Annotated in this window: 12 protein-coding genes; 4 read left to right on the forward strand and 8 right to left on the reverse strand. The window is 59.1% G+C overall.

All coding sequences use genetic code 11. From position 1 onward, the window contains the following. Positions 1-5: 5 nt before the first annotated feature. The 3 genes from ACG9DO_RS10265 to ACG9DO_RS10275 are packed head-to-tail and all read left to right on the forward strand — an operon-like array spanning position 6 to position 2,469. A complete protein-coding gene (locus ACG9DO_RS10265; RefSeq protein ID WP_394727570.1) occupies positions 6-524 on the forward strand; it encodes a hypothetical protein in 519 nt (172 codons plus the stop codon). Between the two features lie 5 nt (positions 525-529). Continuing rightward, entirely contained in the window at positions 530-1,735 is a 1,206-nt protein-coding gene (locus ACG9DO_RS10270; protein ID WP_394731255.1) for an exo-beta-N-acetylmuramidase NamZ domain-containing protein, read from the forward strand. A 17-nt stretch (positions 1,736-1,752) separates the two neighbouring features. Then, positions 1,753-2,469 carry an SDR family oxidoreductase gene (locus tag ACG9DO_RS10275; RefSeq protein WP_394727572.1) on the forward strand — a complete coding sequence of 239 codons (717 nt, stop codon included), beginning with the start codon at positions 1,753-1,755 and terminating at the stop codon, positions 2,467-2,469. 9 nt (positions 2,470-2,478) lie between these two features. Here the strand turns inward: ACG9DO_RS10275 and ACG9DO_RS10280 are convergent, their stop codons facing one another. Both ACG9DO_RS10280 and ACG9DO_RS10285 read right to left on the reverse strand, forming a co-directional pair. Next, positions 2,479-3,084, reverse strand: a complete 606-nt coding sequence (locus ACG9DO_RS10280; protein ID WP_394727574.1) for a DUF2185 domain-containing protein — start codon at positions 3,082-3,084, stop codon at positions 2,479-2,481. 77 nt (positions 3,085-3,161) lie between these two features. After that, on the reverse strand, positions 3,162-4,346 hold the full coding sequence (locus ACG9DO_RS10285) for a VWA domain-containing protein (protein ID WP_394727576.1): 1,185 nt from the start codon (positions 4,344-4,346) through the stop codon (positions 3,162-3,164). Positions 4,347-4,515: 169 nt separating this feature from the next. On the opposite strand from ACG9DO_RS10285, the gene ACG9DO_RS10290 reads away from it, so the two are divergent. Next, on the forward strand, positions 4,516-5,916 hold the full coding sequence (locus ACG9DO_RS10290) for a methyl-accepting chemotaxis protein (RefSeq protein WP_394727578.1): 1,401 nt from the start codon (positions 4,516-4,518) through the stop codon (positions 5,914-5,916). Between the two features lie 15 nt (positions 5,917-5,931). Here ACG9DO_RS10290 and ACG9DO_RS10295 read toward each other — a convergent pair whose 3' ends face one another. The 6 genes from ACG9DO_RS10295 to ACG9DO_RS10320 all read right to left on the reverse strand — a co-directional run bounded on the left by ACG9DO_RS10295 (position 5,932) and on the right by ACG9DO_RS10320 (position 12,625). Next, a complete protein-coding gene (locus tag ACG9DO_RS10295) occupies positions 5,932-6,789 on the reverse strand; it encodes an AAA family ATPase (protein ID WP_394727581.1) in 858 nt (285 codons plus the stop codon). A gap of 106 nt (positions 6,790-6,895) precedes the next feature. Continuing rightward, entirely contained in the window at positions 6,896-8,032 is a 1,137-nt protein-coding gene (locus tag ACG9DO_RS10300; RefSeq protein ID WP_394727583.1) for an alpha/beta fold hydrolase, read from the reverse strand. Next, positions 8,029-8,403, reverse strand: coding sequence for a hypothetical protein (locus ACG9DO_RS10305; RefSeq protein WP_394727585.1), 375 nt, complete (start codon positions 8,401-8,403; stop codon positions 8,029-8,031). The genes ACG9DO_RS10300 and ACG9DO_RS10305 overlap by 4 nt, the downstream gene beginning before the upstream one ends. Before the next feature lie 15 nt (positions 8,404-8,418). After that, a complete protein-coding gene (locus tag ACG9DO_RS10310) occupies positions 8,419-9,375 on the reverse strand; it encodes a DUF4268 domain-containing protein (protein WP_394727587.1) in 957 nt (318 codons plus the stop codon). A gap of 15 nt (positions 9,376-9,390) precedes the next feature. Further along, positions 9,391-11,367 (reverse strand): DNA topoisomerase IV subunit B, encoded by a 1,977-nt coding sequence (parE, locus tag ACG9DO_RS10315; RefSeq protein WP_394727589.1) that lies wholly within the window; start codon positions 11,365-11,367, stop codon positions 9,391-9,393. Positions 11,368-11,458: 91 nt separating this feature from the next. Continuing rightward, positions 11,459-12,625 carry a penicillin-binding protein activator gene (locus ACG9DO_RS10320; RefSeq protein WP_394727591.1) on the reverse strand — a complete coding sequence of 389 codons (1,167 nt, stop codon included), beginning with the start codon at positions 12,623-12,625 and terminating at the stop codon, positions 11,459-11,461. Positions 12,626-12,634 lie beyond the last annotated feature (9 nt).

A 12,634-nucleotide genomic window follows, 5' to 3' on the forward strand; every position in this document is an offset into this window, starting at 1 on the left:
GAGCTATGGAAAACCTGATCCTGCATCCCGATTGCGCCGATGGGCCGATCCATTCGGCCAGCGCTGCGCTAGAGGCCACTTTCACTGGTTGCCGCGCGACATTCAAGCTTGAAGGCGATATCTCGGCTATCAAAGTGCCCAAACGAGATGATCCGGAACGCACGGACAATCTGTGGAAGACGACCTGCTTCGAGATTTTCTGGCAGCCCGATGGCGGCAGCTATTACCGCGAATTCAATCTTTCGCCTTCGACGCGCTGGGCCGCGTATGATTTTGACGACTTCCGCGAGAGTATGCGCGATGCACCGGCCGAGAGCGTTGCGATCACCTGCACACGCGATGCGGGTCAACTGGTGCTTGAAGCAGACATTGCTTCGGAATTGCCAGTGCCATCCGACGTCGCCCTCAATGCGATTGTCGAAGATGAGCAAGGCAATATCCAGTTCTGGGCACTCGCCTTTCCCGAAGGCAAGCCGGAATTTCACAGCGAGACCTGCCGTCAATTGCGCGTGGAGAAAGGCTGATGGCGATGAAATTCGGGATCGACCGCCTTTTGAGCGAGCCGGAGCTTCGCAAGCCGCTCGAAGGCAAGCGGATCGCGCTGGTCGCGCACCCGGCGAGCGTTACTGCTGACCTTACCCATTCGCTCGACGCACTGATCGCGGTAGGAGTGAACGTGACCGCCGCTTTCGGGCCGCAGCATGGCCTGAAGGGCGATAAGCAGGACAATATGGTCGAAACCGCGGACGAGATCGATCCGCATTACGGCATTCCGATCTTCAGTCTCTATGGCGAGGTCCGCCGTCCGACCGGCCAGATGATGTCATCTGCTGACGTGTTCCTGTTTGATTTGCAGGATCTCGGCTGCCGCATCTACACCTTCGTGACCACGCTCCTTTACCTGCTGGAAGAGGCGGCCAAGGCGCGCAAAACCGTTTGGGTGCTCGATCGCCCGAACCCGGCAGGCCGCCCTGTTGAAGGGACGCTGCTGATTCCCGGTCACGAAAGCTTTGTTGGCGCGGCCCCCATGCCGATGCGGCATGGCCTGACCATGGGCGAAATGGGCCATTGGTTTATCGAGCACTTCGATCTCGATGTCGATTACCGCGTTATCGACATGCACCACTGGCTGCCCGAGGCTGGTCCCGGCTATGGCTGGCCGACCGACCGGATATGGATCAACCCGTCACCCAATGCTGCCAACCTCAACATGGCGAGGACCTACGCCGGGACGGTCATGCTGGAAGGTGCAACCTTGAGCGAAGGCAGGGGAACCACCCGACCGCTCGAAGTGCTGTTCGGTGCGCCAGATGTGGATGCGAAAGCGGTGCTTGCCACGATGCACAAGCTGGAGCCGGAATGGATGACAGGTTGCGCCATCCGCGATTGCTGGTTCGAGCCGACCTTCCACAAGCATGTTGGCCAACTCTGCAATGCGCTTATGATCCATGCCGAGGGACCGCATTACACGCACGACCTGTTCCGCCCCTGGCGTTTGCAGGCGCTCGCCTTCAAAGCGATCCGCGTGCTTTATCCGAACTACGAATTGTGGCGGGGCAAGGACTTCAAATACGAATACACCAATGATGTCCTCGCCATCGATGTCATCAATGGCGGTCCGGCATTGCGCGAATGGGTCGATGATCCGGCGGCCTTGCCGGGTGATCTCGATGCGCTAGCGAGCAATGACGAAGCGAGCTGGATTGCAACGGTGAGAGACCACCTGCTGTACTGAGGAAAGGGACAAGCGACATGGCGACAATTCTGATTACCGGAGCCAATCGCGGGATCGGCCTGGAGCATACGCGTCAGGCGCTTGCTACTGGCGACACAGTAATTGCGACTTGCCGTCATCCTGAGAGCGCTGCGGAGCTTGCGGATCTGGCGGACAAATATGGCGATAATCTGCGGATCGAAGAGTTCGACGTCACCAGCGGCGAATCCGCTTGCGCGCTGGTCGGGAGGCTGGACGGCACTCCGATCGATGTCCTGATCAACAATGCGGGTTACCAGGGGCCGGGCACGTGGAACGTCGAAGCTAATTTTCAGGCTCTCGGGAGCATCGATTACGACATCTGGCGTGATATCCTCGAGATCAATTTGCTCGGCGCAATGCGGGCGACAGAAGCGCTCAAAGACAATGTCGCGGCGAGCGATCGGAAGGTGATCATCATGATGAGCTCCGACCTCGCATCGATTGGCCGCAACACGATTGGAACCACGCATTCCTACCGGACGAGCAAGGCCGCGCTCAACATGCTCGCCAAGGGGCTGGCGGTTGATCTGGAGAAGGAAGGGGTGACTGTGGTTGCACTCTCACCCGGCTGGACTCAGACCGATATGGGCGGGCCCAAAGCGATCTGGACTGTGGAGGAAAGCGTGACCAATCAGCGCAAGGTCATCGCAGGGCTTGGGCTGGAGGACAGCGGCAAGTTCTACAATCTCCAAGGCGAGGAACTGCCCTGGTAGCAGGCTGCCCTAATCGTCGTTCGTTTCGAGCAGGTCAGGCCGTTTGAAACGGATGTAATCCTGCGTTTCAGGGTCCCATTGGAAAGCGACGCCGGGTTCTTCATCGATCAAATGCAGCCAGCGATCATCCTTGTTAAGGACGGTACCCAAGGCAATGTATTGAAACGGGGTTTCAAGCTCTTCGTCCTGCTCGACGAGTTCGGGAAGCCCGCGCAATCGCCAGCCGCTATCGGGAAACTCATCACCCTCGCGGGTCATGTCCGGCGGCTCACGGTAGAGATAGTCGACATGGCTGCGGCCTTCGAGCACGCAGGTGTCGACAAAGCAGCGATCCCAGTATTCGCGGCGAGGTGGGGTTTCGGGGCGCGGGTTGCCTTTTGAAAACGCGGTTGAGATCACATGCGTCAACGGCACCGCGACCGGCATTCCCGCTTCGATCAGCGGCATGTCCGCAGGATCGCTATCGAGCGTGCCGAAGACCATGCCGTCCTCGATGCGTTCGATCAGGACCCACATCCGCTCCGCATCGTACTTGGTCTCGCCTGTCGTCTGGCGAAAGATCGCCTTTACACCATCGCCGGGTTTAAGCGCTGCCAGCTCTGCCTCATGCGGCATTTCGAACGTGTAAGGCGCTTCCGCCGCTATCGGGCGGGGATCATTAAGCGCAATGCATGGGGGAAGCCCTGAGATGTCTAGTGCCCCTGTTTCCGGCTCAGTTCGCGCATCGCATCGTCAAGCCCGTCGAGCGTTAGCGGGTACATGCGGTCGTTCACCAGCTGTTTCATGATCTTGGTCGACTGCGAATAGGACCACTGCTTTTCCGGTACCGGATTAAGCCACACAGTCGCCGGATAGGTGTTGGTGACGCGCTGCATCCAGATGCCGCCCGCTTCCTCGTTCATATGCTCGACACTGCCGCCGGGGTGGGTGATCTCGTAAGGGCTCATTGCCGCATCACCGACAAAGATCACCTTGTAGTCATGCCCGTATTTATGGAGCACATCCCAAGTCTTGGTGCGCTCCTGCCAGCGGCGCTTGTTGTCCTTCCAAACGCCTTCGTACAGACAGTTGTGGAAGTAGAAAAACTCCAGGTTTTTGAATTCTGTAGTGGCGGCACTGAACAGTTCTTCGCAAAGCTTGATGAAAGGGTCCATCGAACCGCCGACATCGAGAAACAGCAGCAGCTTTACGGCATTGCGCCGTTCGGGGCGCATATGGATGTCGAGCCAGCCTTGCTTGGCGGTGCCTTCGATAGTTGCATCGAGATCGAGTTGGTCGGGATTTCCTTCACGGGCAAAACGCCGCAACCGGCGCAAGGCCATCTTGATATTGCGGGTGCCGAGTTCCTTGGTGCTGTCGAGGTTCCTGAACTCGCGCTTTTCCCAGACCTTGATCGCACGCTTGTGCTTGCTTTCCCCGCCAATCCGCACCCCTTCAGGATTGTATCCGGAATGGCCGAAAGGTGAGGTTCCGCCTGTGCCGATCCATTTATTGCCGCCTTCGTGGCGCGTTTCCTGTTCTTCCAGCCGCTTCTTGAGCGTATCCATGATCTCGTCCCAATCGCCGAGAGACTTGATCGCTTCCATCTCTTCAGGCGTCAGGAATTTTTCCGCGACAGCCTTCAGCCAGTCTTCCGGAATTTCGACCGGGTTCTGGCCGTAATCGGTGAGGATACCCTTGAAAACCTTCTGGAACACCTGGTCGAACCGGTCGAGCATACCTTCGTCCTTCACGAAGGTTGCGCGGCTGAGATAGTAGAACGCTTCGGGCGTTTGCTCGATCACATCCTTGTCAAGCGCCTCGAGCAGAGTGAGGTGCTCCTTGAAGGAGGCGCCAATACCAGCCGCGCGCAATTCATCGACGAAGTTGAAGAACATGACTCATGGCATAGCGCGCATGACGGTTCCGCGCCAGCCTGACGCGACGTCAAGTCGCCATGTGAATTCGCGATGTATTCGCCATGTGTATTCGCCATGTGTACTTAAGTCTTTGCTAACCACATTGGCTTACCCCGATAGCGCTTACAAAACCGGGGGATCGCGCGGCATGAAGCCGAGCCATGTCGAAACAAACCAAGCCAGCGCCCTGGACATGATCCCGGAGAAATGCGGCGAAGTGACCGTTGGCTGCACCGACGTGGCCGGGATCGTGCAATCCGTCATTGCTTCTTCCGAAAGACTGCGCGCCGAGCATGATGCGTTGTCGGGCACTGTAAGGGCGCTGGAGGCGGACCAGGCCAAGGTCGCCGATGCGAGCGATGAAGCCCGGATGCTCTCTGAGAAGGCGATTGAGCGCCTGGGGCAGGGCACCACTCTGATCCAGAACTCGCTGCTTGAGATCAATTCGCTGCTCACGCTGGTTGACGCGATGGCTCAACATGTGACGGGGTTTGCAGCAGCGATGGACCAGGTCCGGCGCAGCGCACAGGATATCGACCAGATTGCTGAAACCACTAATATTCTGGCTCTTAACGCCACCATCGAAGCCATGCGAGCAGGCGAGGCGGGCCGGACATTTGCGGTGGTCGCAAACGAAGTCAAAAGCCTCGCGAACGATACCCGCAAGGCAACTGAGGAAATTTCCGCGACAGTGAACACGCTCGGCGAAGAAGCCGCGCAGGTGATCGGCCAGATCGAAGCAGGTTCGCGTGCCAGCGCTTCGGCCAAATCCAGCGTTGGCGAGATTGAGCGCGCGATCAGCGAAGTGGGCGAACTGGTCGAGGAAGTGGACAAGCAGAACGAACAGATCGCGCAGGCAACCGGCACGATCAGCGGTCATGTGGCTCAAGTCCAGCAGGTGATGAGCAGTTTCGACGGTGCGGCCAAGGACAACGAGGCGAAGCTTGCAACCGCGCATCAACGGATGGAGGAGCTGGAGCTTACGGCGAGCGAGATGTTCGACCGCATGGTCCATGCAGGCCTCTCGCCGCGCGATGAAGCGATGGTTGAACTGGCCAAGGACGAGGCGCAATCGCTCAAGCACAGTATTGAACAGGCGATCGCAGACGGAGCGCTCTCGCAAGACGATATCTTCGACCAGAATTACATTCCGGTCGAAGGGACCAATCCGCAGCTTTACCGCACGCGTTTCTCAGAGTGGGCCGATGCGAATATTCGTCCGCAGTTTGACCGGATGGAGCAGATGTCGCATGAGATTATTGGCGGTGTCTGTACCGATATGAATGGTTGGTTGCCGACCCATTCCTCGGCTTTTTCGCGCCAGCCAACGGGCGATTTCGAGCATGACAATGCGTATTGCCGCAACGGCATCAAGTATCTCGCCGGCGTCGACCGCATGGCGAAGCGCAGCAAGGCAGATTACATGATGGCGGTCTATCGTTCCGAAGCGAGCGCAGGAGGCTATCAGGTTGTCCGCAATGTCTACGTCCCGCTCGTTATCAGCGGCCGGCGTTGGGGCGATTTCGAGCTCGCTTATGCGTTCGACTGAGCCAAGCGGAAGCAATTAGCTCGGATTGCGGCGCGCCATGAAGGCGAGCCGTTCGAACATCATCACATCCTGCTCGTTCTTGAGAAGCGCGCCATGCAGCGGCGGGATGGCGGAATTGGGGTTTGCATCCTGCAGCACCTCTACCGGCATGTCCTCATTCAGCAGCAGCTTGAGCCAGTCGAGCAGCTCGCTGGTCGAAGGCTTCTTCTTCAGGCCCGGCACGTCACGCAGCTCATAGAAGATTTCCATCGCCTTGGTGACGAGGTTCTTCTGGATGCCGGGATAATGCACTTCGATGATCTCGCGCATCGTGTCGCGGTCCGGGAACTTGATATAGTGAAAGAAACAGCGGCGGAGGAACGCATCGGGCAGTTCCTTCTCGTTGTTCGAGGTGATGACGACGATTGGCCGCTCTTTGGCTTCGATCCGCTCATGCGTTTCGTAAACATCGAAGCTCATCCGGTCGAGTTCCTGCAGCAGGTCGTTCGGGAATTCGATATCAGCCTTGTCGATTTCATCGATCAAGAGAACCGGGAGCTGCGGCGAAGTGAATGCCTCCCACAGCTTGCCCTTCTTGATGTAGTTCGAGATGTCGTGGACCCGCTCATCACCCAGCTGGCCGTCGCGCAGGCGCGCGACCGCGTCATATTCGTACAGGCCTTGCTGCGCCTTGGTGGTCGACTTGATGTTCCATTCGATCAGCGGCGCGCCCACAGCCTTGGCGATCTCATGCGCAAGCACGGTCTTGCCGGTCCCGGGCTCGCCCTTCACGAGGAGCGGACGCCGCAGCAGCACCGCTGCATTGACCGCAACTTTCAGGTCTTCGGTCGCGATGTAAGAGCTGGTGCCTTCAAAGCGCGTGGTCTCGGTCATGCGGTTCCCTTGAGTAGTAACTTGCAACTTGACGTGAGCGTTAGGGCGAGCCGTCGCAAGAGGCAAGGGTGCTGTCGCGTAAACCACGCACGTCTGAAGCAAATGCTCAGTCCCGTTTCACCGGCTCGCAAGGTGCGCCCTCGAAATCGACGCGTGGGTCGATGACGTAGCCTTCGTTCTCCTCATCGCCGATCTGCACGCGGTAGGGCGGGGCGGGTTCATCGCGCAGGAAGGCGCGGAGGTCTGCCCGGACGTGGCAGCTGTCGAGGAAATCATTGTGTCGCAGGTAACCATCCGCTTGCGATGGTCCTGTCTCGACCATGGCAAGCCCCTGACGCGGCGCGGTCAGGTGGCAATTGCCATCCTTTCCGAGCGCTCGGCGGGCATAAACCAGGTCGAACTCGCAGCTCGTCGTGCCGAGCCGGGCATAGCCATTCACGGTGCGCGACGCTCGCAGCGCCTTGTCTTCCTGTGAAGCATAGATCAGCAGTTGCCGTTCCCGGCCCAGCATTTGATCCACCGCGCCGCCGATCCTAAGGGCCTGATCACGGTCAAAGTCTGGAGAAGCGAGCACAATGCGCTTGATCACTCCAGCCCGCGCGGCTGACAATTCGTCGAGAGCTATTACGGAAGCTATGCCCGCTTGCGCGCCCATCGAGTGAGTCACCAGCGTTATGTCGTCTGCAAGGATCGTCAGGACGCCCAGGGCTTCGACGATGTTGTCCTGCGCCCAGCCGATGCTGGCTTGATCCAGCAGATAGTCCTGCGCCTTGTTGCGAGATGGCCAATGCATGACCACCAGCGGAATGTCCTCGCCTGCCAGTGCACGCACTTCAGCGGCATCCTTGTGCGCTTCTTCAAAGCTGGTGGCATAGCCGTGGATGAAGACAATCAATCGGCGATCCGGAGCGGCATTGACCGCGTTCTCGATGGCCACGAACCAGTCTTCATCCGAATGCTTGGCAAGGCTGGGCGGCTGCGCATCGCCTTCGATCAGCTCATATGTGCCGCTTCCATAGGTTTCGTCGGGGTGACGGTACGGCGCGAGTTTCAACCCACCATCCCGGCAATCGGGGATAGCGGTGGAGTGGAAGAAAAATTGCAGTTTGGCCTCGTCCGCCGGTGCGCTGACCGGCACATTGGCGCAGCCCTCCACCAGCGGCGCAGGGTCTGGCGGTTGCAGCGCGCATCCGGCGAGGAGCGCTGCGGACAGGGCAGCAGCAAGAAGGTTGCGCAGCTTCATAGTCGATCGATTGAAACAAGAATAACTGACGTTAGCTGCGCAAAAAGCACTGTAATTGTGGCGCCCTTCCAGCGTTCGCTTGCCCCCTTCATGCCTCGATCCCAAGTCTTTTTGCCGATAATCCAGGTTGTAAGAATGCTCAGCGCAATCGTTACAATTCCGCTCATGCCCATGAACACCATCACAATTCCGAACAGCACAACCGATTGCACCAGGAATGCAGCGGTGAACCAGACTATCGGTATGGGCCGATAGCTCGCATCGGGATTGTGCCAGTCAGGTAGCGCCGTGTCAGGCCGCGCAATCCGCCGATCGCCTGCCATGACATCGCCGTCATTATCCCTATTTGGGTCTTCCTGCGGATCAGGCATCAATTGCTCGGATATCTATGCCAAACGCCTGACACGCTCGGAAAAAGCAGAGTGCAATTCGTTGAGCTTTTGAGCGAGCCATTGATGCTGTCTTGTCCAATCATCTCGATCTTCGGGAGAGGCGTCTAGGGTGACGGTAATTCTGCAATCCTGTCCAGCAGGTAGTAAATCCCAAAACAGTTTGTAGCCCAACTCAGCCTCGATCTCCGACTTCATCTCTTCGAGCTGGGCAAAGCGGTCCTTCGCCTTAGCACCTGTGATATAAAGTTCCGCTCTGATGTATTTTTCCCAGATTTGCATGACGGTCGCCAACACGAATCCGGTCCGCCCCACAGGGTAGTTCATCCAGTTTTGTGCTTGAGGCGTCCTTTGTCCCGAGATTGGACCCCGTTGTGCCTCCAACACCGTGTGAAATGCATCCCAGTAATCTCTCTGAAGCAGCTTTGTCTCCGACAACTCCGAGTCATCGATTGCCTGGGCTGCCTTGTGGACAGCCTTAGACCAATCATTGGGCTTCGACACGATGTTGAACTTAGGCGCTGCTGGTGATTCTCCGATCTTCCATAACTCAACCTCCAAACCGAAAAATCGAAAGCTGGTATCAGTGATCCGGTTCAGCCAGTCGAGCGTGGAGCGGTGCTCTTCTGTGAAGCTCGCCGCAATCCAGACAATAGTCACCGCTTCTAGTCCAGAAGCATAGGTCAGCAACTGTCCGAGATGAGTATGATCGGTCTTTTCGAGCTGGTTCTCGATCAGAACCCAGCTGTCGTTAGCCAAATCCTTACATAGAATATCAGCTCGGAATGGTCCCACCGGGCGCTCAGTTGCTTCGACTTCCAGATTTAGCGCAAGCGTTTCTGCCAGCACATTGAGGTTCTCATCTCGAGCAAGCCAAGGCGTAAAATCAGTTGCTTCGGACTTCCAGATGTCGCGCAGTTCCACGCGGACAAGACGACCGAGAGTCTGGGTCACATTGAACTCCTCAAATCAAGCATCGATCAGATCGCGGTCGATGTCGCTCGCGTGGTTCTGGATGAAGTTGAAGCGGTGCTCCGGGTTGCGGCCCATCAGCTCGTCCACCAGCCGCTTGACCGCCGCGCGGTCTTCGAATTCCTGTGGCAGAGTAATCCGAATGAGGCTGCGGCTTTCCGGGTTCATGGTCGTCTCGCGCAGCTGTTGCGGGTTCATTTCGCCCAGGCCCTTGAACCGGGAGACTTCGACCTTCTTGCCCTTGAATACCGTTTCTTCCAGCTCTGCGCGGTGGGCATCGTCACGCGCATAGCGGCTCTCCTTGCCGGCCGTCAGTTTGTACAGCGGAGGCTGGGCAAGATAGAGATGCCCCTGGCGGACCACTTCTGCCATTTCCTGAAAGAAGAATGTCATCAGCAGCGTCGCGATATGCGCGCCGTCTACGTCGGCATCGGTCATGATGATGATGCGGTCATAGCGCAGATTGCTGGGGTCGCAGTCCTTGCGCGTCCCGCAGCCCATCGCGAGCGAGAGGTCGGCAATTTCAGAGTTCGCGCGGATCTTGTCGGCGGTCGCACTGGCTACGTTCAGGATCTTGCCGCGGATCGGCAGGATCGCCTGCGTCTTGCGGTTGCGCGCCTGCTTGGCCGAGCCGCCTGCGGAGTCCCCCTCCACGATGAACAATTCGGTCTCGCCTTCGCCGTCTCCCGAGCAATCCGTGAGCTTGCCGGGCAGGCGCAACTTCTTCGCATTGGTTGCGCTCTTGCGCTTGATCTCGCGCTCCTGCTTGCGGCGCAGGCGCTCGTCCATGCGCTCCATCACCTGGCCAAGCAGCGCCTTACCGCGCTCCATATTGTCGGTGAGAAACAAGTCGAAGGAATCGCGCACCGCGTTCTCGACCAGCCGGGTCGCCTCGGGCGAGGTCAGCCGGTCCTTGGTCTGCGACTGGAATTGCGGGTCGCGGATAAAGACCGAGAGCATGATTTCTGCCCCGCTCATGACATCGTCGGCGGAGATGTCCTTGGCTTTCTTCGCGCCGGTCAGTTCTCCAAAGGCCCGCAGCGCCTTGGTCAGCGCGGCGCGCAGGCCTTGCTCATGCGTCCCGCCATCGGGCGTCGGGACAGTGTTGCAGTACCAGCTGGTTGAGCCGTCCGAGTAGAGCGGCCAGGCAACCGCCCATTCGACCCGGCCCTTTTCCTCGGGGAAATCGGCGCGCCCGGTAAAGGGTTGCGTAGTTACGCATTCGCGTGTCCCGATTTGCTCGGCCAGATGGTCAGCAAGGCCGCCCGGAAACTTGAATACGGCCTCTGCGGGCACGTCTTCGCTTGTGAGGCTGTCCGCACATTTCCAGCGGATTTCGACGCCTGCGAACAGGTATGCCTTGGAGCGGGCGAGCTTGAACAGACGATGCGGCTTGAACTGGCGGTCGCCGAAGATTTCCTCGTCTGGCGTGAAGGTGACCGTTGTGCCGCGCCGGTTGGGCGTTGGGCCAAGCTCTTCCAGCTTGCCCAGCGTCTGGCCACGCGCAAACTCTTGCGCGTAGAGCTGGCGGTCGCGCGCGACTTCGACGCGGGTGTGGCTGGAAAGCGCATTGACGACGGAGACGCCGACGCCGTGCAGGCCGCCCGACGTCGCATAGGCCTTGCCGGAAAACTTGCCGCCCGAGTGCAGGGTCGAAAGGATCACTTCCAGTGTGGACTTACCCGGAAACTTCGGATGTTCATCAACCGGGATGCCGCGGCCATTGTCGCTGATCGACAGGCGATTGCCTTCCTCCAGCTTTACCTCGATCCGGGTCGCATGGCCTGCGACCGCTTCGTCCATGGCGTTGTCGAGCACTTCAGCGGCGAGATGATGCAGCGCGCGGTCGTCCGTGCCGCCGATATACATGCCGGGGCGGCGGCGGACAGGCTCAAGCCCCTCCAGAACCTCGATAGAGGAGCTATCGTAATCGCCGCTGGATGCGGGGGTTCCATCAAACAGATCGTCGGACATGGGAATGCAATATCGCTTCAAGGCAACCGCTTACAAGACAGGGATTGCGCTATCCCCATCTGTGTTGGGCGGGCTTGGCCGGAAGCGTTCCTCAGTCGCCGAAGCGGGTGGGCGCGGCATCCACGACTACGACGCCGTTATTCTGCACCTGCCGCACCTCCATCGCGCGGTCGACCACACCGTTCCGGCGGAACCGAAACGGACCGTCCAGTCCGAGGAATCCCCCCGGGTCGCGCAACTGTTCGGTGGGGAAATTGCGCCCGACACGCCAGTCGCGGGCAATTCGCAAGGTCAGCAGGACCGCGTCATACCCAAGCGTGCTGATGCGATAAGGGGCGCTGCCAAACCGGCTTTCGTAGCTGTCCGCAAAGCGTTTGTAACGCGCGTCGGACACGGCCGAGAACAGAGCGCCGTTCATGGATTCCGACAGGTTGAGCGCGTTGACCCCGCTCCACAACTCCGTACCGACCAGTCGCAAGTCCTGCGCATTGTCACCCTTCAGTGCGAGCGCCGCCTGAACCGCAAGCCGCGAGCCATCCGCAATCAGGACAGTGTCAAAGCCGCCTGTTTCTGACAGACGCTTCGCCGCGCTGCCAATGGCGGTGTTCCCGCGATCATAGCGCTGCGTGGCGACGAGTGAGCCGCCGTAATCACGCAGCGCATTGTCGAGCGCGCTTCCCGCGCGGTCGCCATAATTTCCGTTAGGAAGCAGCGCTGCAAACCGGGTCGCGCCCTTGCCTCTCGCGTATGCAATAGAGCGCTCGATCGATTGTTCGGGGACATGCCCCATCACGAAAGCGCCTGCCGCAGCCACGCTGGTGTCGTTCGAGAACGAGATCAGCGGCACGTCTGCGGCGCGCGCTTCGGCCAGCACTGCGGCGACATTTTCCGCCAGCAGCGGGCCAAGGATCAGCTTGTTGCCATCCGCAACCGCCTTGCGCGCAGCGTCGCGCGCACCGCGCGATGTGTCATAGGTCGTGATCCGCAGATTGTCAGCACTGGTATCAAGCAGCGCCATTGTGGTCGCATTGGCGATTGACTGGCCGACATCGGCATTACTGCCCGACAGCGGCACCAGCAGCGCGATGCGGTGGCGCGTTTCATCCGTCGGCAGAGCGTCTGCGGTTGGCTCCGCTGTCGGCTCTTCCACGGGAGCAGGAGCTTCAGGTCCGGTCTTCGGCACGACCTGACAGCCGGCAAGCACCACTGCGAGCCCTGCCACAATCCAGCTGCGACTATTGAAAAGAAACCGCTTCATACTTGCCGA

It is taken from the genome of Altererythrobacter sp. GH1-8 (assembly GCF_043702085.1).
Taxonomy (GTDB): Bacteria; Pseudomonadota; Alphaproteobacteria; order Sphingomonadales; family Sphingomonadaceae; genus Erythrobacter.

Bases quoted from the DNA above. Each gene is read 5' to 3' on its own strand.
- ACG9DO_RS10265 (WP_394727570.1), top strand. From the start codon at position 6: ATGGAAAACCTGATCCTGCATCCCGATTGCGCCGATGGGCCGATCCAT.
- ACG9DO_RS10270 (WP_394731255.1), top strand. From the start codon at position 530: ATGAAATTCGGGATCGACCGCCTTTTGAGCGAGCCGGAGCTTCGCAAG.
- ACG9DO_RS10275 (WP_394727572.1), top strand. From the start codon at position 1,753: ATGGCGACAATTCTGATTACCGGAGCCAATCGCGGGATCGGCCTGGAG.
- ACG9DO_RS10280 (WP_394727574.1), bottom strand. From the start codon at position 3,084: ATGCCGCATGAGGCAGAGCTGGCAGCGCTTAAACCCGGCGATGGTGTA.
- ACG9DO_RS10285 (WP_394727576.1), bottom strand. From the start codon at position 4,346: ATGTTCTTCAACTTCGTCGATGAATTGCGCGCGGCTGGTATTGGCGCC.
- ACG9DO_RS10290 (WP_394727578.1), top strand. From the start codon at position 4,516: ATGAAGCCGAGCCATGTCGAAACAAACCAAGCCAGCGCCCTGGACATG.
- ACG9DO_RS10295 (WP_394727581.1), bottom strand. From the start codon at position 6,789: ATGACCGAGACCACGCGCTTTGAAGGCACCAGCTCTTACATCGCGACC.
- ACG9DO_RS10300 (WP_394727583.1), bottom strand. From the start codon at position 8,032: ATGAAGCTGCGCAACCTTCTTGCTGCTGCCCTGTCCGCAGCGCTCCTC.
- ACG9DO_RS10305 (WP_394727585.1), bottom strand. From the start codon at position 8,403: ATGCCTGATCCGCAGGAAGACCCAAATAGGGATAATGACGGCGATGTC.
- parE (WP_394727589.1), bottom strand. From the start codon at position 11,367: ATGTCCGACGATCTGTTTGATGGAACCCCCGCATCCAGCGGCGATTAC.
- ACG9DO_RS10320 (WP_394727591.1), bottom strand. From the start codon at position 12,625: ATGAAGCGGTTTCTTTTCAATAGTCGCAGCTGGATTGTGGCAGGGCTC.